The sequence below is a fragment of the [Actinomadura] parvosata subsp. kistnae genome (assembly GCF_900323885.1).
Classification (GTDB): Bacteria; Actinomycetota; Actinomycetes; order Streptosporangiales; family Streptosporangiaceae; genus Nonomuraea; species Nonomuraea composti.
Window position 1 is genome coordinate 3623837 of record NZ_OOHJ01000018.1, and the last position, 21139, is coordinate 3644975.

At 70.7% G+C, this 21139-nt stretch carries 23 protein-coding genes and 1 tRNA gene; 17 read left to right on the forward strand and 7 right to left on the reverse strand.

Annotated elements, in window-relative coordinates:
• Window positions 1-7: 7 nt before the first annotated feature.
• Window positions 8-1192 carry an MFS transporter gene (locus tag KIS93_RS37270; protein ID WP_186404619.1) on the forward strand — a complete coding sequence of 395 codons (1185 nt, stop codon included), beginning with the start codon at window positions 8-10 and terminating at the stop codon, window positions 1190-1192.
• Window positions 1193-1240: 48 nt separating this feature from the next.
• On the opposite strand, the gene KIS93_RS37275 is transcribed toward KIS93_RS37270, so the two are convergent.
• The 4 genes from KIS93_RS37275 to KIS93_RS37290 all read right to left on the reverse strand — a co-directional run bounded on the left by KIS93_RS37275 (window position 1241) and on the right by KIS93_RS37290 (window position 4411).
• A complete protein-coding gene (locus tag KIS93_RS37275; RefSeq protein WP_080043270.1) occupies window positions 1241-1801 on the reverse strand; it encodes a hypothetical protein in 561 nt (186 codons plus the stop codon).
• Window positions 1798-2349: an RNA polymerase sigma factor gene (locus KIS93_RS37280; protein ID WP_080043269.1), complete on the reverse strand. Its 552-nt coding sequence runs from the start codon at window positions 2347-2349 to the stop codon at window positions 1798-1800. The genes KIS93_RS37275 and KIS93_RS37280 overlap by 4 nt, the downstream gene beginning before the upstream one ends.
• A gap of 78 nt (window positions 2350-2427) precedes the next feature.
• The gene (locus tag KIS93_RS37285; protein ID WP_230465617.1) at window positions 2428-3879 is read right to left on the reverse strand and encodes a serine hydrolase domain-containing protein; all 1452 of its coding nucleotides are present in this window, start codon (window positions 3877-3879) and stop codon (window positions 2428-2430) included.
• 70 nt (window positions 3880-3949) lie between these two features.
• Complete coding sequence (locus KIS93_RS37290; protein ID WP_080043268.1) at window positions 3950-4411, reverse strand: Lrp/AsnC family transcriptional regulator; 462 nt, start codon at window positions 4409-4411, stop codon at window positions 3950-3952.
• Window positions 4412-4503: 92 nt separating this feature from the next.
• Between KIS93_RS37290 and KIS93_RS37295 the strand changes: the two genes are divergently transcribed.
• From KIS93_RS37295 to KIS93_RS37315, 5 genes are all read left to right on the forward strand, one after another.
• Entirely contained in the window at window positions 4504-5715 is a 1212-nt protein-coding gene (locus tag KIS93_RS37295) for an APC family permease (RefSeq protein WP_155128625.1), read from the forward strand.
• Window positions 5716-5782: 67 nt separating this feature from the next.
• The gene (locus KIS93_RS37300; RefSeq protein ID WP_080043266.1) at window positions 5783-7654 is read left to right on the forward strand and encodes an acyl-CoA dehydrogenase family protein; all 1872 of its coding nucleotides are present in this window, start codon (window positions 5783-5785) and stop codon (window positions 7652-7654) included.
• Between the two features lie 209 nt (window positions 7655-7863).
• The gene (locus tag KIS93_RS37305) at window positions 7864-9129 is read left to right on the forward strand and encodes an extracellular solute-binding protein (RefSeq protein ID WP_080043265.1); all 1266 of its coding nucleotides are present in this window, start codon (window positions 7864-7866) and stop codon (window positions 9127-9129) included.
• Window positions 9130-9193: 64 nt separating this feature from the next.
• Window positions 9194-10117: a carbohydrate ABC transporter permease gene (locus KIS93_RS37310; protein WP_080043264.1), complete on the forward strand. Its 924-nt coding sequence runs from the start codon at window positions 9194-9196 to the stop codon at window positions 10115-10117.
• Window positions 10117-11010, forward strand: a complete 894-nt coding sequence (locus KIS93_RS37315; RefSeq protein ID WP_230465616.1) for a carbohydrate ABC transporter permease — start codon at window positions 10117-10119, stop codon at window positions 11008-11010. The genes KIS93_RS37310 and KIS93_RS37315 overlap by 1 nt, the downstream gene beginning before the upstream one ends.
• 42 nt (window positions 11011-11052) lie before the next feature.
• On the opposite strand, the gene KIS93_RS37320 is transcribed toward KIS93_RS37315, so the two are convergent.
• Complete coding sequence (locus KIS93_RS37320) at window positions 11053-11799, reverse strand: class I SAM-dependent methyltransferase (protein WP_080043263.1); 747 nt, start codon at window positions 11797-11799, stop codon at window positions 11053-11055.
• Between the two features lie 124 nt (window positions 11800-11923).
• On the opposite strand from KIS93_RS37320, the gene KIS93_RS37325 reads away from it, so the two are divergent.
• A complete protein-coding gene (locus tag KIS93_RS37325) occupies window positions 11924-12463 on the forward strand; it encodes an RNA polymerase sigma factor (protein ID WP_080043262.1) in 540 nt (179 codons plus the stop codon).
• Window positions 12450-13280: a hypothetical protein gene (locus KIS93_RS37330; protein ID WP_080043261.1), complete on the forward strand. Its 831-nt coding sequence runs from the start codon at window positions 12450-12452 to the stop codon at window positions 13278-13280. The genes KIS93_RS37325 and KIS93_RS37330 overlap by 14 nt, the downstream gene beginning before the upstream one ends.
• Before the next feature lie 6 nt (window positions 13281-13286).
• On the opposite strand, the gene KIS93_RS37335 is transcribed toward KIS93_RS37330, so the two are convergent.
• Window positions 13287-14309, reverse strand: coding sequence for an adenosine deaminase (locus KIS93_RS37335; protein ID WP_080047284.1), 1023 nt, complete (start codon window positions 14307-14309; stop codon window positions 13287-13289).
• Between the two features lie 61 nt (window positions 14310-14370).
• On the opposite strand from KIS93_RS37335, the gene KIS93_RS37340 reads away from it, so the two are divergent.
• Window positions 14371-15009: a hypothetical protein gene (locus KIS93_RS37340; protein ID WP_155128623.1), complete on the forward strand. Its 639-nt coding sequence runs from the start codon at window positions 14371-14373 to the stop codon at window positions 15007-15009.
• A 66-nt stretch (window positions 15010-15075) separates the two neighbouring features.
• Complete coding sequence (locus KIS93_RS37345; protein WP_080043259.1) at window positions 15076-15582, forward strand: hypothetical protein; 507 nt, start codon at window positions 15076-15078, stop codon at window positions 15580-15582.
• Here the strand turns inward: KIS93_RS37345 and KIS93_RS37350 are convergent.
• Window positions 15579-16787, reverse strand: a complete 1209-nt coding sequence (locus tag KIS93_RS37350) for a pyridoxal phosphate-dependent aminotransferase (protein WP_080043258.1) — start codon at window positions 16785-16787, stop codon at window positions 15579-15581. The two genes, KIS93_RS37345 and KIS93_RS37350, sit on opposite strands and share 4 nt — an antisense overlap.
• 168 nt (window positions 16788-16955) lie before the next feature.
• Between KIS93_RS37350 and KIS93_RS37355 the strand changes: the two genes are divergently transcribed.
• From KIS93_RS37355 to KIS93_RS37385, 7 genes are all read left to right on the forward strand, one after another.
• Window positions 16956-17028 (forward strand) — tRNA-Trp (locus KIS93_RS37355).
• Between the two features lie 77 nt (window positions 17029-17105).
• Window positions 17106-17351: a preprotein translocase subunit SecE gene (secE, locus tag KIS93_RS37360; RefSeq protein ID WP_080043257.1), complete on the forward strand. Its 246-nt coding sequence runs from the start codon at window positions 17106-17108 to the stop codon at window positions 17349-17351.
• 68 nt (window positions 17352-17419) lie between these two features.
• Entirely contained in the window at window positions 17420-18184 is a 765-nt protein-coding gene (nusG, locus tag KIS93_RS37365) for a transcription termination/antitermination protein NusG (protein WP_080043256.1), read from the forward strand.
• Between the two features lie 120 nt (window positions 18185-18304).
• On the forward strand, window positions 18305-18736 hold the full coding sequence (rplK, locus tag KIS93_RS37370; protein ID WP_020544879.1) for a 50S ribosomal protein L11: 432 nt from the start codon (window positions 18305-18307) through the stop codon (window positions 18734-18736).
• Window positions 18737-18800: 64 nt separating this feature from the next.
• Entirely contained in the window at window positions 18801-19520 is a 720-nt protein-coding gene (rplA, locus tag KIS93_RS37375) for a 50S ribosomal protein L1 (RefSeq protein ID WP_080043255.1), read from the forward strand.
• 155 nt (window positions 19521-19675) lie between these two features.
• On the forward strand, window positions 19676-20689 hold the full coding sequence (locus KIS93_RS37380) for an NADP-dependent oxidoreductase (RefSeq protein ID WP_080043254.1): 1014 nt from the start codon (window positions 19676-19678) through the stop codon (window positions 20687-20689).
• Window positions 20690-20702: 13 nt separating this feature from the next.
• Window positions 20703-21134, forward strand: coding sequence for a pyridoxamine 5'-phosphate oxidase family protein (locus tag KIS93_RS37385; protein ID WP_222107714.1), 432 nt, complete (start codon window positions 20703-20705; stop codon window positions 21132-21134).
• The last annotated feature ends 5 nt before the right edge of the window (window positions 21135-21139 follow it).

Below are 21139 nucleotides of genomic sequence, written 5' to 3' on the forward strand. Positions count from 1 at the left end.
TTCCCCCATGAAGAGTTTCCCCGTGAAGAAGAGCTGGCTGGTGCCGGTCGTGCTCATGGTGAGCGTGTTCGTGGTCGGCACGTCGGAGTATCTGATCGCCGGGTTGCTGCCCCAGGTGGCCGCTGATCTGCACGTTTCGGTGGCTACGGCGGGGCAGGCGGTCACGGCGTATGCGCTGGGGGTGGTGGTCGGGGGGCCGGTGGTGACGGTCGCGACCGTGCGGGTGCCGCGCAAAGGGCTGGCGCTGGCGTTGCTGGTGGTGTTCGCCGCGGGGAATGTCCTGTGTGCGGTGGCCGGGTCGTACGAGGTGCTGATCGTCGGACGGGTGGTCGCCTCGTTGAGTCATGCGGCGTTTCTGACGCTGGCGTTGATGGTGACGACGCGGGTCGTGGAGGCGCGGCGGGTCGGGACGGCCATCGCGGCCGTCGGTGCCGGGTTTTCCGTGGCGACGCTGCTCGGCGTGCCCCTCGGCGTGCTGCTGGGGGAGGATGCGGGGTGGCGGACGCCGTTCGCGGTGCTGGCGGGGCTGGCGCTGGCCGTGACGGGAGTGCTGGCCGCCGTGCTGCCGCGGCAGGAGGCGCCCGTGACGAGCGTGCGGGACGAGGTGGCCGCCGTGCTGGGGCGGCGGGTGCTGGTGGTGATCGCCACTACGGCCGTCGGGCTGGCGGCGACCTCGACCGTGTTCACCTACCTGGCGCCGGCGCTGACCGAGATCACCGGGTTCGGGGCCACGGCGGTGTCGACGCTGCTGCTCGTCTACGGGGTGGGCAGCCTGGCCGGTGGGCTGGTGGCGGGGCGGCTGGCGGACCGGTCGCTGGGGGCCACCGTGCGGGGGACGTTCGCCGGGCTCGCCGTCGTGCTGGCGATCTTTCCGTTCGCGCTGCCGTGGGGCTGGTCCGCGGTCCCCGCCGTGCTCGTGCTCGGAGTGCTGACGTCGGCGACCACGCCGGTGTTGCAGAGCCTGGTTTTGCGGCACGCCGGGCGGGCGCCCACCCTGGCGGTGTCGGTGAACGTGTGCGCGTTCAACATCGGGATCGCGGCCGGGTCGGCCCTCGGGGGCGGGCTGGTCGCGGTGGACGGCGGGCTGCGGTGGCTCGGGCTGGTCGGGGCGGCGCTGAGCCTCGGTGCCCTGGTGATCAGTTATGCCGCCGTTCCGAGGAGCCGGGATTCCTTGACGAGCGTCCCCGCGTGAAGCGGCCCGTCCGGGGTCTCGATGCGGGCCCCGGACGGGCCGGAACCGTCAGCCGACCTGCGTCGGGTCGTGCTCAGGCACGCACGGCTTGACGGAGCCCTCGATCACCTCCGCCTTGAGCTGCGACTTGTAAGGCCCGTCCGGGTTCTCGGTGAACTCCAGCAGCACCGTCTGCCCCTTGCCGACCTGCCGGGGGTCGATGACGAACGCCTTGTTCGCCGGCCGGGCGACCTTGTAGTGCACGGACTCGCGCCACTCCTCCGGGGTGTCGTACCCGCCGCCGACGAGCGCGCCCCGGCCGTCCTGGCACTTGGTGTACGGCTTGAGGTAGGTGACGTCGGCGGTCACCCCGAGGTTCTTGAGGTCCTGCTCCAACTGGTCGGAATCCCTGAACTCCTTGAGCTCCACCGTGAGGGTGCCGTTGGGGTTCTTGCTCACCGCGTACGCCGGCTCCGGCCCGCTCAGCAGCGGCACCGCGACCGCCGCCACGGCCGCGAGCCCGGCCACCGCCGCCCCCGCGAGCAGGCGGCGGCCGATGCGGCGGCTGCGCTCGTTCCGCGCGGTCATCTCGGCTTTGAGGTCCATCAGCAACTGCTCCTCGAATCTCATCGTGGATTTCCTTCCATGACGAAGGGCAGGTCGCGCAGCGCTTTCCGGGCGCGGTGCAGCCGCACCATGGCGGTCCCCGGCCGGATCCCGAGCGCCATCGCCGCCTCCGACGGCGTGAGCTGCTCCAGGACGACCAGCTCCAGGACGGCGCGTTCCCCGTCGGGTAATCCGGCCATGGCCTCGAAGGCCGCTCTGGCGGGCTGCTCCGCGTCTATCTGTTCCTCCAGCCGGGACACGTCGTCGCTGTCCAGCGGACGCCGCCCGCTCACGCGGTACGTGAGCTGGGACTCCCGCAGCGCCCGCCGCCGCTCCGACGACAGCGTGTTGCGTGCGACGCCGTACAGCCAGGCGATCTCGCTTCCCTTGCCGGGGCGGTACGTGTGCGCCGAGTCGAACACCGCGAGGAACACGTCGGCCGCCAGGTCGGCGACCGTGTGCGGGTCGTCGACCCGGCGGGACAGGAACCGCGTGACAGCGTCGATGTGCCGCCGGTAGAAGGCTTCGAACGCCACGGGGTCGGTGGCGAGCTTCCCCCGTTTGAGACGCACCGGCCTTGCTCCCTTCGTCGATCTACACCCGTACTTGGTGAGAACGGGCCGAAGGCTTACAAAGCCACGAAGCAGTGGTCACACCGGTTGCCGACGGAGGGCGTCGGTACGGCGTTCAGCCTGACGACGATGGCGGCGGTTCGCGTGCCTTGTGAGCTTACGCAGGGCACCAAGCCGGGCGATCGTCACCCCCAAGCCGGCGAGCGCCGCGGCCAGCACCGTGACGGACAGCGGCGCCGGGAAGTAGGTGAGCTGTGCCCAGGTGACCGTGCGGCCGTTCATCAGCACGGACACCAGGTCCGGGTAGCAGGCCAGCACCGCGACCGGCACCAGCGCGGGGATCGTGCGCAGGGCGATCCGCCACCACGGGCGCCCCGAGCGGCGGGCGGCCCAGCGTCGTGCCCGCACCCCGCCCAGGACGCCCAGCCCGGCCGCGAGCAGGGCGAGCGCGGCCAGCACCGCCTCGAAGAGCTGCCGGTCGCTGCCCAGCGCTTCCGGCTGCCGGCCCTCGCTGAGCGCCGTGAGCCCGCGCATGATGTCGTACGTCGGGTCGTACAGGCTGGCGCTGTTGGCCATCACCGCGAACCCGTAGCCGGTCTTGGGCGAGACGGCTTCGACGGCGTTGTAGGTGAACAGGTTCCCGGAGTGCACGAGCTGCCCGCCGTCCTCGATGCCCCACCCCATCCCGTACGGGCGGATCTTCGACGGCTGGTGCATGGTCTCCAGGCTCTGCCGCTTGACCAGCGGCGGGCCGTCGCCCGACTGCGTGATGAGCCATTTGCCCATGTCGGCGGCGGTGGTGACGACCCCGCCTGAGCCGCCGCCGTCGAGGAAGCCGTCCAGCTCGGGGCGGGGCAGCCAGGCCCCGAAGAGGGAGTTGTAGCCGTCGGCGGGCCGCACGACCTGCGCGGAGACGGCGCTGGTGGTCATGCCGAGCGGCCCGAACACCTTGTCCCTCATGTAGTCGCCGAACGGCCGGCCGCTCGCCACCTCCACCAGTCGCGCCGCCAGGTCGTAGTTGACGTTGCAGTACTCGTAGCGGGTGCCGGGGTCGGCGGCCAGCCGGGAATCGGCCAGGCGGGCGGTGTAGTCGGCCAGGGAGGTGGCCTCCTCGGTGGCGGCGATGTCCACGGTGGTGTCGGACAGGCCGGAGGTCTGGTTGAGCAGTTGCCGTACGGTGATCCGGGCCGCGCGCGGGTCGGCCATCGCGAAGCCGGGCAGCTGCGCGGCCACGGGGGAGTCCAGCTCGATCTTGCCCCGCTCCACCAGCGTCATGACGGCCATGGCGGTGAACGACTTGCTCACCGAGGCCACCCGCATGGGGGTGTCCTCGGTGACGGGGCGTCCTTCGGAGTCGTGCCCGTATCCGGCCGCGTGCACCACCTTGCCGTCGTGCGTCACGACCACGGACAGGCCCGGCACCCCGGTGGCCTCCATGGCGTCCTGGAGGTAGGCGTCGATGGCGGCAGGCGAGAGGGAGGGGGCCGAGGTGGGGGAGACGGCGAGGGCGAGGGCCAGAAGGAGTTTCACGAGGAAGAACCTAGGAAAGCGGGCCCCCTCCGCGGATCCGCCGACCGTCAGGGATCACCCCTGACGAAAGTCAGGCGTCCTCCAGCCGGGTCGGCACCGCCTTCTGCACCTGCTGGAACACCACCGACGTGCGGAACCCGACGATCTCCTTGCGCTTGCTCAGGTGGTCGAGCAGGAACGCGTGCAGATGGTCGAGGTCCTGCACCCCGACGTGCAGGAGGAAGTCGTCACCTCCCGCGAGCACGAACACGCTCATCACCTCGGGCATCTCGGCCGCCGACGCCTTGAACGCGTTGATCACCGCCCGGCTGAGCGGCCGTACCTGCACCGACACCATGGCCTGCACGCCGCGGTTGAGCGCGGCCGGGTCGATGTCGGCGTGGTAGCCGCGGATCACGCCGCGCCGGGTCAGCGACCTGACCCGCTCCAGGCAGGTGGAGGGCGCGATGCCGAGCTGTCTGGCCAGCTCGCGGTTGGACTGCCGAGCATCCGTTTGGAGCAGCCGTATGATCGCCGAATCAAGTTCGTCCATGACCTCAGGTTTCCATGCTTTCCGGCCGAACGTTCGGCCAGCACCCAGGAACACCGAATGGACGGACTACTTTCGGCCCCATGAATGGACATATGGGGGTATGGCACGGCACGGCGTTGCTCGTCGGCGCGGTGCTCGGGCCGGGCATGCTGGTGCTGCCGCACCTGGCCGCCGCCGCAGCCGGGCCCGCGTCGGTGCTGGCGTGGGCGGGGATGCTGGCGCTGAGCGTGCCGGTGGCGCTGACGTTCGCCGCGCTCGGCGCGCGTTACCCGGGCGGCGGGGGCGTGGCCGCGGTCGTCGGCCTGGCGTTCGGCCGGCACGCCGCCGCCGTGACCGGCTGGTGGTTCTACGGCGCCGTGCCGATCGGCACCGTCGCCGGCGCGCTGGTCGGCGGCCAGTACGTCGAAGCCTGCCTGGGTGTGAACGCCACCGTGGCCGCGTGCCTGATCCTGGCCGCCGCCTTCGCCGCGAACGCCGCCGGGCTGCGCACGTCCGGCGGGCTGCAGATCGGCTTCGTCGCCCTGCTCGTCGCGCTGCTGGCCACCGCCGTGATCACCGCCGCGCCGCACGCCGACCCGGCCAACTTCACCCCCTTCGCCCCGTACGGCCCGGCGGGCGTGGCCGGCGCGGCCGGGGTGCTCATGTTCGCCTTCGTGGGCTGGGAGGCGGCCAGCCACCTGTCGGCCGAGTTCGCCGACCGGCGGGGCCTGCTGCGCGCCACCGTGGTCACGCTCGCCGTGATCGGCGTGCTGTACGCGGGCGTCTCCGTCACCTCGGTCGCCGTGCTCGGCGCGGACATGTCGGCCGTGCCCCTCACCGACATGCTGCAGCTCGGCCTCGGCCCGGCGGCCCGCCCGGTGACCGGGGTGGTGGCGGTGCTGCTGACGTTCGGCGCGGTCAACACCTACATCGCGGGGGCTTCCAGGCTCGGTGCGGCGCTGGCGGCGGACGGGGCGCTGCCGCGCTGGTTCGCCAGGGGCGGGGCGCCGGGGCGCACGCCGTACCGGAGTCTCGGGCTGGTGCTGGTGCTGAGCGTGCCCGTCCTGGTGGCGGCGATGGACCTGGACGTGCTGATGCGGGCGACCTCGGCGTGCCTGGCGGCGGTCACGTCGGCGGGGGTGGCGGCGGCGGTGCGGATGTTGCCGCGTGGCCGCCACCGGACCGTGGCCGTCGTGGGCACCGGGATGTCGCTGCTGGGGCTGGCGTTCTGCGGCGTTTACCTGCTGGTCCCGGCCGTGCTGGGCGCGGTGGCGATCGCCGCGCTCCACGTCAAGCCTCGCCGTTCATACAAAATCGGGCTATAAACGGCGACAGGGCGCCGTCAGGCGGGCAGTACCCATGAGCACAGGCGGCGCGACGTCCGGAGGTGCCATGACCCAGCACGCCAAGTACGCGGAGTCCCGGCAGGTCGGCGAGCAGGCGCGGGAGAAGGAGTGGGCCCGCCCGAGCTTCGCCAAGCAGCTCTTCCTCGGCGACTTCCGGATGGACCTGGTGCATCCGGCGCCCGCGCCGCCCGCCGAGGCGGCCAAGAAGGGCGAGGAGTTCGTCAGGTCGGTGCGCCGCTTCCTCGACGCGCGGGTGGACCCGGCGCTCATCGAGCGGACCGCGCAGATCCCGGACGACGTGGTCAAGGGCCTGGCGGAGCTGGGCGCGTTCGGAATCACGATCAAGGAGGAGTACGGCGGGCTCGGCCTGCCGTACCTGTACTACTGCCGCGCCCTGACGCTCGTCGGCTCGTACTGCCCGGCGCTGGCCACGCTGCTGTCGGCACACCAGTCGATCGGGGTGCCGCAGCCGCTCAAGCTGTTCGGCACCGAGGAGCAGAAGCGGGAGTTCCTGCCCAGGTGCGCGGCCGGGGAGATCTCGGCGTTCCTGCTGACCGAGCCGGACGTCGGCTCCGACCCGGCGCGGCTGGCCACCACTGCCGTGCGCGACGGCGACGAGTACGTGCTCGACGGCGTCAAGCTGTGGACCACGAACGGCGTCATCGCCGACCTCCTCGTCGTCATGGCCAGGACCGGCAAGAAGATCAGCGCGTTCGTCGTCGAGGCCGACACCCCGGGCATCACGGTCAAGCGGCGCAACACGTTCATGGGGCTGCGCGGCATCGAGAACGGCGTGACCGAGTTCTCCCAGGTCAGGGTGCCCGCCAGGAACCTCATCGGCAAGGAGGGCGAGGGGCTGCGGATCGCGCTCACCACGCTCAACACCGGCCGCCTCTCGCTGCCCGCCACCTGCGCCGGCAGCTCCAAGTGGGCCGTCAAGATCGCCCGCGAGTGGGGCAACGAGCGCGTGCAGTGGGGGCGCAAGGTCGGGCAGCACGAGGCCGTGGCCACCAAGATCGCCTTCATCGTGGCCACCGCGTACGCCGTCGAGGCCGTCTGCGAGCTGACCGCCCGCCTGGCCGACGACCGGCGCAACGACATCAGGATCGAGGCCGCGCTGGCCAAGCTGTTCGCCTCCGAGCTGTCGTACAAGGTGCTCGACGAGCTGGTCCAGGTGCGCGGTGGGCGCGGCTACGAGACCGCCGAGTCGCTGGCCGCCAGGGGCGAGCGCGGGGTGCCCGCGGAGCAGATGCTGCGCGACTCCCGCATCAACCGCATCTTCGAGGGCTCCTCCGAGATCATGCGGCTGGCGATCACCCGCGAGGCGGTGGACGCGCACCTGTCCGTCGCCGGCGAGCTGATCAACCCGGACGCCAGCCGCCAGGAGCGCGCCCAGGCCCTGCGCCGGGCGAGCGGCTTCTACGCCAAGTGGCTGCCCACGCTGGTGGCCGGCACCGGCAACCTGCCCACCGCGTACGCCGCCTTCGGCCCCCTGGCCGGGCACCTGCGCTTCGTGGAGCGGACCAGCAGGAAGCTGGCCAGGTCCACCTTCTACGGCATGTCCCGCTGGCAGGGCGGGCTGGAGCACAAGCAGTCGTTCCTCGGCCGGATCGTCGACATCGGGGCCGAGCTGTACGCGATGACCGCCGCCTGCCTCAAGGCCGAGGAGGACTCCAAGGACCTGGGGCGCCGGCCGTACGAGCTGGCCGACACCTTCTGCCGCCAGTCCAGGAACCGGGTGGACGCGCTGTTCGACCGCCTGTGGGACAACAGCGACGGCCACGACGTACGGGTGGCCGGCTACGTGCTCGACGGCCGCTACACCTTCGTCGAGGAGGGCATTCTCGACCCGTCCATCGACGGCCCGTGGATCGGCACGCCGGAGGGCGGGGAGAACGTCCGCCGCAAGATTCTCTGACATCCGGTCTAGACCGGTTGTGCGCTTCTCGCGGCCCGGATGTTGCCAAACCGAGACAGGCCGGTATAGACCGGCTGCTGAACTCCGGCTTACGCTTGCGCAAACGCGGTCGCGTGTCGGCTCGCGCGCACATCCCCCTGGGCGGGGCTCCGCCGGCTGGTACGGACCAGCGGGGCCCGTCCGACGAGAAGGCGGTATCTCCAGTGAACATGAAGCTTGTGGGCGGCGCCGCTCTCGGCCTTGCCACCATGCTGGTCCTGTCCAGCTGCGGGTCGGGCGGCTCAGGCGGTGGGGGTGACACCCAGGCGTCCGGCGGCGGGCAGGTCACCCTGAAGATGGTCGCCGCCGACTACGGCGACGGCCCCGGCAAGCCCAACTCCGGCGAGACGTTCTGGAAGGGCGTCACCGACGAGTTCACCAAGGCCAACCCGAACATCAAGGTCGACGTCCAGGTCATCAACTGGAACGACATCGACAAGCAAGTCGCCACCATGGTGCAGAACGGGCAGATCCCCGACATTCTGCAGACCGGCGACTACTCCGGCTTCGTCGAGGACGGCCTGCTCTACAAGGTGGACGAGGTCCTGTCCCCGAACGTCTCCGGCGACATGCTGCAGAAGTTCGCCGAGTTCGGCAAGGTGAACGGCACCGCGTACGGCATCCCGTTCGTCTCCTCCGCCCGCGCCCTGTTCTACAACAAGGACCTGTTCGAGAAGGCGAAGATCGCCGAGCCGCCCAAGACGTGGGACGAGCTCAAGGCCGCCGCCGAGAAGCTCAAGGCGGCCGGCGTGACGCAGCCGTTCGGCCTGCCGCTCGGCCAGGAGGAGGCCCAGGCCGAGTCGTTCCTGTGGATGCTCGGCAACGGCGGCGGCTACAAGGACGCCTCCGGCAAGTGGGCGATCAACTCGCCGCAGAACATCGAGACCTTCACGTACATGAAGGGCCTCGTCGACGCCGGCCTCACCACCCCGAACCCGGGCACCAAGGACCGCAAGACGGTCTGGGAGGACTTCGGCGCCGGCAAGGTCGGCATGGTCAACGGCGGCCCCATGTCCATCCCGATCTTCGACGCGGCCGGGCTGAAGAACTACGGCGTCGCGCCCATCCCCGGCAAGACCGGCCCGCTCGACACCACGCTCGGCGTCATGGACTGGATCATGGCGTTCAACAAGAACGGCCACGCCGCCGAGATCAAGAAGTTCTTCGACTTCTTCTACACCGGCACCGCCGCCCAGAAGATCTCCGACACGTACAAGCTGCTGCCCGTCACCAACGGCGGCATCCAGAAGCTGTCCGGCGACGAGAAGCTCAAGCCGTTCCTCGACGCCCTGCCCAACGCCAGCTTCTACCCCTTCCAGGACCCCAAGTGGGCCACCCTGAACCCGGCGATCAAGCAGACCATCGGCGGCGCCGTCAAGGACGACCCCGCCAAGGTCCTCGGTGAGCTGCAGAAGACCGCGGAAGCGGCCGGCTGATCCAGCAGGACCTCGGTACGGCCGGCCCCACGCCGGCCGTACCGGCCTGTCGAAAGGTGCTTGAGTGACAACGCTGGACGTGAAAGAGCCGCGCGTGCGGCGGCGGCGGGGCCTGCGCGCCCTCGAACCCCTCGCCTGGGTCGGGCCCGCCATCGTGCTGATCGCCCTGGTCGTGCTCTGGCCCGTGGTCGAGATGATCAGGTCGTCGTTCCTGGAGATCAGCCGGCTGGGCGTGGTGCGCGGCTCGGCCGGATTCGCGAACTACGAGAAGCTCTTCGCCGAGAAGGACTTCGCCGACGTCATGCTGCGCAGCGTGATCTGGGTGGTCGCCGTCGTCGCGCTCACCGTGCTGATCTCGCTCGCCCTGGCCCAGCTCTTCAACCAGCGCTTCCCGCTGCGCAAGCTGGCCCGCTGGGCGCTCATCGCGCCGTGGGCCGCGTCGGTGCTGATGACCGCGATCATCTTCAAGTGGATGCTCGACCCCGAGGTCGGCGTGATCAACCAGATCCGCCTCAAGCTCGGGCTCATCGACGCCATGGGCGGAGCCGCCGCCGACCAGCTCGGCGACGCCGCCACCGCCATGCCGTGGCTGGTGTTCGTCGCCGTGTTCGTCTCGGTGCCGTTCACCACGTACGCGCTGCTCGCCGGGCTCGCCACGATCCCCGCCGACGTGTACGAGGCCGCCAGGATGGACGGCGCGGGACGCCTGCGGACGTACTGGTCGATCACGCTGCCGCTGCTGCGCCCCGCGCTCACCGTGGCGGCCCTGATCAACGTCATGAACGTCTTCAACAGCTTCCCGATCATCTGGGCCATGACCCACGGCCAGCCCGGCTACTCGACCGCCACCTCGACCATCCTCATGTACATCCTCAAGGGCTCCGACATCGGCGAATCGGCCGCCATGTCCGTCGTCAACTTCGGCATGGTGATCGTGCTCACCGTGGTCTTCCTCAAGGTGTCCCGGTGGAACAAGGAGGTGGCCTGATGGCCGTCAAGACCGTGCCGGCGCCGGCCCAGCCCCATCACCACCACGCCCGCGCGGGCGGCGGCGGCGCGCGCCGCGCCATGCCCAAGGTCAAGACCGTGCTCGTCGCGGCCACCGCCTACGTCGTCGCGCTGCTGTTCCTGTTCCCGTACGTGGTCATGCTGCTGACCTCGCTGCGCTCTCAGGAGTCGCTGCGTGACGTGACGTTCTGGCCCGACGAGTGGGTGTGGTCGAACCTCGTCGACTTCTGGGGCAGCGGCCTGGCCGGCAACCTGTGGGTGACGATCAAGGCGGCGGCCGGCTCGACGCTGCTCGTGCTGCTGGTGGCGCTGCCCGCCGCGTACTACTCGGCCCGGCACCAGTTCCGCGGCCGCACCGCGTTCCTGATCCTCGTGCTGATCACCCAGATGTTCCAGCCGACCGCCATGGTGGTCGGCATCTACCGCGAGTTCTTCCAGTTCGGGCTGGTCGACTCGATCTGGTCGCTGATCCTCGTCAACGGCGGCTTCAACCTGGCCTTCGCCGTGTGGATCCTCAACGCGTACTTCTCCTCCATCCCGCGCGAGCTGGAGGAGGCCGCCTTCATCGACGGGAACGGGCGCTTCGGCGCGCTGTTCAGGATCACGCTGCCGCTGGCCATGCCCGGCGTCATCACCGCGCTGATCTTCACGTTCATCGCCGCGTGGAACGAGTTCGTGGTCGCGCTGACGCTCACCACCACGACCGCGAACCAGCCGCTCCCCGTGGCACTCAACTCGTTCATCGGGCAGTACCAGGTGGACTGGCAGAACCTGTTCGCCGGCTCGGTGATCGCCACCATCCCGGTGATCATCCTGTTCGCCCTGATCGAGCGGAAGGTGGTCGGCGGCCTGACCGCCGGCTCCATCAAGTGACCGCCCGGGCCACCCCGCAACCCTTGGGGCGGCCCGGGCGGCTCACCGCTGCTTCTCCTGCGGCACGCGCGCCACGCAGAACACCGTCTGGCCGAACGGCGGGCGCACGAACCGCTCGATGAGCCTGGTCAGCGGCACCACCGTGCGGTCGTAGATCTTCACCAGCCGCGGGTCGGGATAGCCCACGCCGCCCCGGCGCACCGCCGCCCACCAGGCGATGCCGCCCAGGAAGTTGATCGGCTTGAGCACCTCGACGTCGAGCCCCGCCTTGGCGACCGTCGTGCCCAGCGTCTTCGGCGTGTAGCGCTGGACGTGCCCCACCTTGCGGTCGAAGTCTCCATAAAGCTGCATGTAGCCGGGCACCCAGATGATGATGCGCCCGCCCGGCAGCGTCACCCGCGCCAGCGACCGCAGCGCCTCCGCGTCGTCCTCGATGTGCTCCAGGACGTTCATCAGCACGACCGTGTCGACCTTGTCCTCCAGCGGGATGTCCGTCGGCAGCCCGAACTGCAGGACGTCGATCTCGTCGCGGTCGGCGAAGCGCTTCTCCAGCTGCTCCACGCAGTAAGGGTCGAAGTCGCTCACCACGAGCCGGTCGAGACGCGGCAGGAACTGCTCGGCGAAGTGACCCAGCCCCGAGCCGATCTCCAGCATCGACCGGCCCACGTGCGGGGCGACCATGTCGAACTCGTACTGCCGATAGTTCTTGGCCTCGTCCCCACCCAGGTGGTTCTCCAGGGCCTCGTCACCGGCCGCCGGTTGAACTACACGGTCATACCCAGAAGACATAATCCCGTTCCTTCGAGGGGCTCATGGATTGCCAGAGTCTAGTGCCCTGGACAGTCACCAGGATGACACGATCCGCGGATCGCCCTTCCCCGCGCGACCCGTATGCGGTGGAATCTGACTCGCCATGGACGACGACGAGGCGATCGCCCGCTCGGCCCGAGGCGACCTGACGGCCTACGAGGTGCTGGTCGCCCGCTACAGCGCGCTCGCCCACCGTACCGCGTTCCTGCTCGGGGCGGGCAACGAGGCGGAGGACGTGGTGCAGGAGGCGTTCGTCAAGGCCTACCGGCACCTGTCCGGCTTCCGCGCGGGCGCGCCGTTCCGGCCGTGGCTGCTGCGCATCGTCGCCAACGAGACCCACAACCTCACCCGCTCGCGCGGCCGGCGCTCCTCCCTCGAACTGCGGCTCGGCGGCACCGCCGAGACCCGCGTCCCCGACGACCCGCAGGACACCGCCGTCGCCACCGACCGCCGCACCCGCCTGCTCGCCGCCGTCCGCGCCCTGCCCGAACGGGAACGCCAGGCCGTCGTGTGCCGGTACTTCTTACAACTGAGCGAGGCCGAGACCGCGCAGGTGCTCGGCTGGCCCGTCGGCACCGTCAAGTCCAGCACGCACCGGGGGCTGGCCCGGCTCAGGGAGGAGGTGGGGGATGAGCTCAAATGAGCCCTCCGACGCGCTCGACGCCTTCGAGTCCGAGCTGACGGCGCTCGGCGACCTTCTCGACGTCCCCGCCGCGCCACCGCCGGCCGACGTGGCCGCCGCCGTCCGCGCCCGCCTCGAAGCCGACGCGCCCGCCGCTGCCCGTGACCGCCCCGAACCCGGCGCGTCCCCCGCCGTCCGTGCCCGCCCCGGACCCGCCTCCCGCGAGGACGAGCCTGTACGGCCGGCGCGGCGGCGCCGGCGGAGGCGGTGGGCGGTCGTGGCCGCCGTGGTCGTCGCCGTGATCACCGTCACGGCCGCCACCCCCCAGGGCCGCGCCGCCGTGGCGCAGATCCTGCGCTTCGCCGGCATCGAGATCGAGGTCGGCGACACCACGCCGCCGCCCGTCACCACCACCGCTGGCCTGCCGGGCGAGCACGAGGTCGCAAGGGCGGACCTCCCCGCCCAGGTCAGGTTCCCGGTACGGACCCCGGCGGCGCTGGGCGAGCCGCAACGCGTCACCGTGTCCGAGAACGGCCGGGTCGCCTCGATGTTCTGGCCAGGAGGGATCAGGCTCGACCAGTTCGACGGCACCATGGCCCCGTACTTCTTCAAGAAGCTCGGCCCGCCCGCCCCCGAGTACACCCGCGTGAACGGCCGTGAGGCCTGGTGGATCCCCGGCGAGCACCCCCTCGGCTACATCCCGCGCGAGGACGGCACGCAGGTCCCGCTCCGGCAGGCCGCCGCCACGCTCATCTGGCAGCAGGACGGCGTCAACCTCCGCCTGGAGGGCGCGGGCAGCCTCAAGGAGGCCGTCCGCATCGCCTCGTCGATCAAGTAGACCGGCTCAGTGGAGGGCCCCGGTGAGCCAGTCGTCCACGCCCTTCAGCAGCTCCTTGCGCACCGACTCCGGCGCCGCCGACGACCGTACGGACTGCCGGGCCAGCTCCGCCACCTCCGCATCACCGAACCCGTACACCTCCCTGGCCAGCTCGTACTGGCGCAGCAGCCGCGTGCCGAACAGCAGCGGGTCGTCGGCGCCCAGCGCGATCGGCACCCCCGCGTCGAACAGCCGCCGCACCGGCACGTCCGCCGCCTCCTCCACCACGCCCAGGCCCACGTTCGACGTGGGGCACACCTCGCAGCAGATCTGCCGGTCGGCCAGCCGCTGCATCAGCCACTCGTCCTCGGCCGCCCGCACCCCGTGCCCCACCCGGTCGGCGCCCAGGTCGTCCACGCACTGGGCGACGCTGCGCGGCCCGAGCAGCTCGCCCCCGTGCGGCACCGCCAGCAGCCCGCCCCGCTTGGCGATCCGGAACGCCCGCTCGAAGTCTCTCGCCTGGGCGCGCCGCTCGTCGTTGGACAGGCCGAAGCCGATCACGCCCTTGCCGGCGTACTGGGTGGCGAGCCTGGCCAGGGTGTTGGCGTCGAGCGGGTGGCGGGTGCGGTTGGCCGCGACGACCACCGCCATCCCGACGCCCGCGTGCCGCGACGCCTGCTCCACCGCGTCCAGCATCAGCTCCAGCGTCGCCGTCAGGCCGCCGAAGCGCTGCGCGTACCCCGACGGGTCCACCTGGATCTCCAGCCACCGCGACCCGGCCGCCACCTCGTCCTCGGCGGTCTCCCGCATCAGCCGGTAGACGTGTTCCGGGCGGGTGAGCACGGACCTCGCGATGTCGTACAGCCGCTGGAAGCGGAACCAGCCCCGCTCGTCCGTCGCCCGCAGCTTGGGCGGCCAGTCCTGCTCCAGCGCGTCGGGCAGGGTCAGCCCCTGCTCCCTGGCCAGCTCGATCAGGGTCGAGTGCCGCATCGAGCCGGTGAAGTGCAGGTGCAGGTGAGCCTTGGGAAGCGCGTGCAGGGGCCGGAGCATCTGCATATCTTGCCACCCGACCTCACGCGGCCGCTGGGCTCCACGGTACGGAAGGGGCCCGATGGGGGATCAAGTCACCATGATCCCCGAGGGGCACCACACCGGCCAGGGATGGCGCGCGGCGCTCGCCGTGCTGGCGCTCGGAGCCACGGCCTTCATCATCTACGCCCTGTTCTCCTCGGGCTTCGGGCGCCTGCCGCGGGCCGCCGTACCGACGCCGGAGCCCGTCCTGGCCGAACCCGAACCCGAGCCCGAATCTGGGCCCGAGCCCGAGCCTGAGCGGCCCGCGGGCGCGGGGGTCGGGCAGCCCGCCCCGCCCCGCGCCCCCGTTCTCGCCGTCGTCGCCGCCGACTTCTGGCTGTCGTACCTGCCGGACGGGCTGGCGCGCAGCGGCGGCGAGGTCACCGCGACCGGCGCCCGCGCCCGGTTCGGCTCCGCGGGCGGATTCGCCGAGGTGCAGGTGGAGCACGGTACGGTAGCCGCCGACTGGGACGGCTACCGCCACCGGCTCACCGTGCTGGACGCCCGGGCCACCACCGTGCGCGGCAGGCCCGCCGTGGCCGGCAGGTACCCCGGCGGCGGCCGCGTGCTCGCCTGGCTCGAACGGCCGGGAACGGGCGCGCTGGTCCGCGTCAGCGACTCGTTCGGCCGCGAACTCGCCGCAATTGCCGCCTCGGTCAAGGCTCCTGTAGGAGACTAGGAGCCTTTTCCCTGGTTCCACACACCTCATGGGGGGTCGATGCGGCGGTTGGCGGCGGTTCTCCTCATGCTCACGCTCACGGGATGCGGCGGCGCCGGCGGTGACGGCGGTGACGGCGGCGAGGTGCAGGGCAGCTCGACCACCCCGCCGTCCCCCTCTCCCTCGCGGTCCCACGACCCCACCGGGGCGGGCAGCGACTCGATCTCGCTGTCCTGCGACGGCACCGACGTGCGCGTGCCGGCCTCGCCCGCCGGGCTCGCCCCGGCGGGCGCGTTCGGCCGCCTCGACTCGCTCACCCGGCCGCTCAAGGTGGAGGGCCGCATCTGGAGCGACAACGACGAGCGCATGTACGTCGGCGTCGTCTGCGGGGTGCGCACCGCCGAGCAGTTCGCCACGCTGGTCGCCCGGTCGACGCTGACGGCGTACAAGGGCAAGCCCGCGCTGCGCTGGACCACCCGCACGGGCGTGCGCAGCTTCATGTGGCTGGAGCGGCCCGGCACCGCCGTCTACGTCGGCGCGACCCCCGGCCTCGCCGACGACATCAGGCCCATCGCCGCCGACATCACCACTTAGCGGGCCTCGGCGAGCAGCTTGCCCATCCGGCTGACGCCCTCGGCCAGGTCGTTGTCACCCAGCGCGTAGGACAGCCTGAAGTAGCCCGGGGTGCCGAAAGCCTCACCGGGCACCACGGCGACCTCGGCCTCCTCCAGGATCAGCTCCGCCAGCTCGCCGGACGACTGGGGCCGCCGGCCGCGCAGCTCCTTGCCGATCAGCTCCTTCACCGACGGGTACGCGTAGAACGCCCCCTTCGGCTCCGGGCAGAACACGCCCGGGATCTCGTTCAGCATCCTGACCATCGTCTGGCGGCGCCGGTCGAACGCCGTGCGCATCTCGGCCACCGCCGACAGGTCGCCCGACACCGCCGCCAGTGCCGCCATCTGCGCCACGTTCGAGACGTTGGAGGTGGCGTGCGACTGCAGGTTCGTGGCGGCCTTCACCACGTCGGACGGGCCGATCATCCAGCCCACGCGCCAGCCCGTCATCGCGTACGTCTTGGCCACGCCGTTGAGGATCACCACGCGGTCGCCCAGCTCCGGCACGGCCGTGGCGATGCTGGTGAACTCGGCCCCGCCGTACACGAGGTGCTCGTAGATCTCGTCGGTGACCACCCACAGGCCGTGCTCGGCCGCCCAGCGGCCGATCGCGACCGTCTCCTCGCGCGAGTAGACGGCGCCCGTCGGGTTGGACGGCGAGACGAACAGCAGCACCTTCGTCCGCTCGGTGCGCGCCGCCTCCAGCTGGTCGACGCTCGCCAGGTAGCCGGTGGACTCGTCGGTCACGACGTCCACCTGCACGCCGCCGGCCAGCTTGATCGCCTCGGGGTAGGTCGTCCAGTAGGGGGCGACGACCAGCACCTCGTCACCCGGGTCGAGCAGCGTCGCGAACGCCTCGTACACCGCCTGCTTGCCGCCGTTGGTGACCAGCACCTGCGCGGCCTCGGCCGCGTAGCCGGAGTCGCGCAGCGTCTTGGCGGCGATCGCCTGCTTCAGCTCGGGCAGGCCGCCCGCCGGCGTGTACTTGTGGAAGCGCGGGTCGCGGGCCGCCTCGATCGCCGCCTCGACGATGTACCCGGGCGTCGGGAAGTCGGGCTCGCCCGCGCCGAAGCCGATGACGGGGCGCCCGGCCGCCTTCATCGCCTTCGCCTTGGCGTCCACGGCGAGCGTGGCGGACTCGGAAATCGCGGAAATTCTCGCGGAGATGCGGGATCGGGTGGACATGACTCCATGCTCCCACGCGGCCTTCGCGTGCGCGTGACCTGGGCGATCAGGTTTTGGTTCGACGTGGCGGGCAATCACCCGTATGCTTTCGCCTGGTCCTTCCGCCGCATGTCGGCGAGCGGTTCGGTCCAGGCAGTGAGTCGATCAGGGTAGTCTGGTCTACGACATAGGGCACTGGCGCAATTGGTAGCGCACCGGTCTCCAAAACCGGCGGTTGGGGGTTCGAGTCCCTCGTGCCCTGCGAGTGCGGTCCGCGCAACAATTGGCGTGTAAGCGCGCCGCAAGACTGCGTTGGATACGACGGATCAGGTGAGGACTGTGGCGATCGACACGCGCGGCGAGACCGCAGACAAGCCTAGTGGCGAGAAGAAGACCCGCACTTCTCCTGCCCTCTTCTACCGGCAGGTCGTCAACGAGCTCCGCAAGGTCATCTGGCCGACACGCAAGGATCTCATCACCTACACCACGGTCGTTCTGGTATTCGTTCTGATCATGGTTGCGATCGTGTACGGGCTCGACAGCGCCCTGGGATGGGCGGTCCTCCGCGTCTTCGGCGGATCCTGACCGAGACGCCGCCGGGTGGGTCGCCTGACGGAGTCGCCATTCGAAACCACGAAAGAGGAAGAGTCACCGTGTCCGAGTCTTCAATTCCGGCGGACGAGTCCCGCGACGAGTGGGGCGACGAGCTGGAAGAGGCCACTGAGGAGTCCGCCGAGGCGGCTCTCGAGGAGGCCGAGGTCGAGGAGAGCGACGAGGCCGCCGAGGAAGAGGCGGCCACCGTCGAGGACGGTGAAGTGCTTCCCGACGTCGATCCCGTCGAGGAGTTCAAGAGCTCGCTGCGGGGTCTGCCCGGTGAGTGGTACGTCATCCACTCCTACGCCGGCTACGAGAACCGCGTGAAGTCCAACATCGAGAGCCGCAACGTGTCGCTCAACATGGAGGACTACATCTACCAGGTCGAGGTGCCGACGCACACCGTCCAGGAGTTCAAGAGCGGCAAGAAGGTCCCGGTCAAGGAGCGCGTGCTGCCCGGCTACGTGCTGGTGCGCATGGAGCTGACCGACGAGTCGTGGGCCGCCGTGCGCAACACGCCCGGCGTGACCGGCTTCGTCGGCCTGTCCAACAAGCCGAGCCCGCTCAGCCTCGACGAGGTCGCCAAGCTGCTGGCGCCCGAGCCGACCGAAGAGGCCAAGAAGACCACGACGAAGGCCGCCAGCGGCCCCACCGTCGAGTTCGAGATCGGCGAGTCGGTCACGGTCATGGACGGCCCGTTCGCCACGCTGCCCGCCTCGGTGAGCGAGATCAGCCCCGAGTCGCAGAAGCTCAAGGTGCTCGTGTCGATCTTCGGCCGCGAGACTCCGGTGGAGCTCTCGTTCAACCAGGTCTCGAAGATCTAAGACGATCACATACACTTAGACGTTCGGCTGGCCGCCTCATCGCGAGGGGCGGCCTCCGACATGTCCGGGCCGCAATCCCACGGGCCGGGCGCATCGCAATCAGGACCCGGAGAAGGACTAATGCCTCCGAAGAAGAAGATCGCCGCACTCGTCAAGGTGCAGCTGCCGGCCGGCCAGGCCACGCCGGCTCCGCCGGTGGGTACCGCCCTCGGTCCCCACGGCGTCAACATCATGGACTTCGTCAAGCAGTACAACGCTGCGACGGAGGCCCAGCGGGGCAACATCATCCCCGTTGAGATCACCATTTTCGAAGACCGCAGCTTCACCTTCGTCACGAAGACGCCCCCGGCGCCCGAGCTGATCAAGAAGGCCCTGGGTCTCGACAAGGGCAGCGCGGTCCCGCACCGCGACAAGGTGGGCAAGCTCAGCCGCGAGCAGCTGCGCAGCATCGCCGAGACGAAGATGCCCGACCTCAACGCCAACGACATCGAGGCGGCCGAGAAGATCATCGCCGGCACCGCCCGGTCGATGGGCATCACCATCGCCGAGTAAGACCTTTCCCAGCAGTTCGTGGGAGGGCCGCCGCATGCGGCCCGGACACCACTAGGAGTCAAGAATGCAGCGCAGCAAGGCGCACAAAGACGCGGCCGCCAAGGTCGACCGCGACAAGCTCTACTCGCCCGTCGAGGCCGCGAGGCTGGCCAAGGAGACGTCGACCACCAAGTTCGACGCCACCGTCGAGGTCGCCCTCCGGCTGGGCGTCGACCCTCGCAAGGCCGACCAGATCGTGCGCGGCACGGTCAACCTCCCGCACGGCACCGGCAAGACCGCCCGGGTCCTGGTCTTCGCGACCGGTGACCGTGCCGAGGCGGCCCGCGAGGCGGGCGCCGACATCGTCGGCGCCGACGAGCTGATCGACGAGATCGCCAAGGGGAACCGGCTCAACGAGTTCGACGCCGTGGTGGCCACGCCCGACCTGATGGGCAAGGTCGGCCGCCTGGGCCGCGTGCTCGGCCCGCGTGGCCTCATGCCCAACCCGAAGACCGGCACGGTGACGCCCGACGTCGCCAAGGCCGTGACGGAGATCAAGGGCGGCAAGATCGAGTTCCGCACCGACCGGCAGGCCAACCTGCACTTCATCATCGGCAAGACGTCGTTCGGCGAGCGCCAGCTCATCGAGAACTACGCCGCCGCCCTCGACGAGGTGCTGCGTCTCAAGCCGTCGGCGGCCAAGGGCCGTTACCTGAAGAAGGTCACCTTCTCCACGACGATGGGGCCGGGCGTTCCGGTCGACCCCAACCTGACGCGTGGGCTGACGGCCGAGCTCGACGCCTGAGCCCTCAGCAAGCCTCTTCGCCCCTGCCCGGTTCGTCCGGGCGGGGGCGTTTTGCTTTCCGCCCGAAGACCCATGTGCTTTCCGCTCAAAGAGCCTTTTGCCTTCCGCTCGCTGACCCAAAGGAAACCCAAAGCGGCGGGCGGCACTGTGGGGGCATGAGCGACGAACTGATGAACCGTGAGATCCGGCTGGCCGCCCGCCCCGTGGGCGAGCCGACCGCCGAGATCTTCGAACTGGCCGAGACCCGCGTCCCCGAGCCCGCCGAGGGGCAGATCGTGGTCCGCAACACGTGGATGTCGGTGGACCCGTACATGCGGGAGTGGATGCGGGAGGACGTCGAGTACGCGCGGCCGTACGAGCTCGGCGCGCCGCTGCTGGGCAGCGCGGTCGGCGAGGTGGTCGCCTCGCGGTCCGCGGCCGTCCCCGTGGGCAGCACCGTGACGCATTTCCTCGGCTGGCGCGAGTACGCGCTGCTGGACGCGGCGGAGGCGACCGTCGTGGACACGAGCCTGGCGCCCGCCGAGGTCTACCTGGGGCCGCTGGGCACGACCGGATTGACCGCGTACGCGACGTTGACCCGGGTGGCCCCCGTCCGGGAGGGCGACGTCGTGTGGGTGTCGGCCGCCGCGGGCGCGGTCGGCAGCATCGCCGGGCAGGTCGCCCGCAAGCTGGGCGCCGCGCGGGTGATCGGCTCGGCCGGCGGGCCGGAGAAGGCGGAGAAGCTGGTCACCACGTTCGGCTTCGACGCCGGGCTGGACCACCGGGCCGGGCCGATCGCCAAGCAACTGTCCGAGGCCGCGCCCGGCGGCATCGACGTCTACGTGGACAACGTCGGCGGCGACCACCTCAGGGCCGCGATCGCGGCGCTGCGCGAGCGCGGCCGCATCGGGATGGTCGGCGCGATCTCCGGCTACAACGCGACCGAGCCGGTGCCCGGCCCGGACAACCTGTTCCGGCTCGCCTCCAAGAACGCCACGCTGGGCGGCATCTACATCCCCGGGCACCTCGACCTGTTCCCCGAATGGATCGAGCGCGGCGCCGCCTGGATCGCCGACGGGTCCCTGCGTTACGAGCAGACGGTCGTGGAGGGTCTCGAACGGGCCCCGGAGGCGTTCCTCGGGGTGCTGCGCGGCGCCAACACCGGCAAGATGCTCGTCCGGCTCGGCTGAGGGAGGCAGGAACGTGTCCACCCGCATGAGCGTCCGCGAGCGCGAGGAGTTCCTGGCCGGCACGCACATCGGCGTGCTGAGCGTCCCCGACGGGCGCGCGCCGCTGCTGATCCCCATCTGGTACGCCTACACGCCCGGCGGCGACGTCCGGATCAGCACGTCGTCCGGCACCCGCAAGTACGACCTGATCCGCACGGCCCCCGCCGTCGGGTTCGCGGTGCAGCAGGAGGCGATGCCCTACCGGTACGTCTCCGTGGACGGCCCCGTCGCCGGCCACGAGCCGGTCGATCCCGCCGAGTACCGGGAATGGTCGATCCGGTACCTCGGCCCGGAACAGGGCGAACGGTTCTTCGCCGCCGTCCAGGACGACCTGGGCGGCTGGGTGACCTTCCGGATCCGCCCAGAACGGTGGCGGACGTTCGATTTCGGGAAGGAGTTCACCTAACGTGT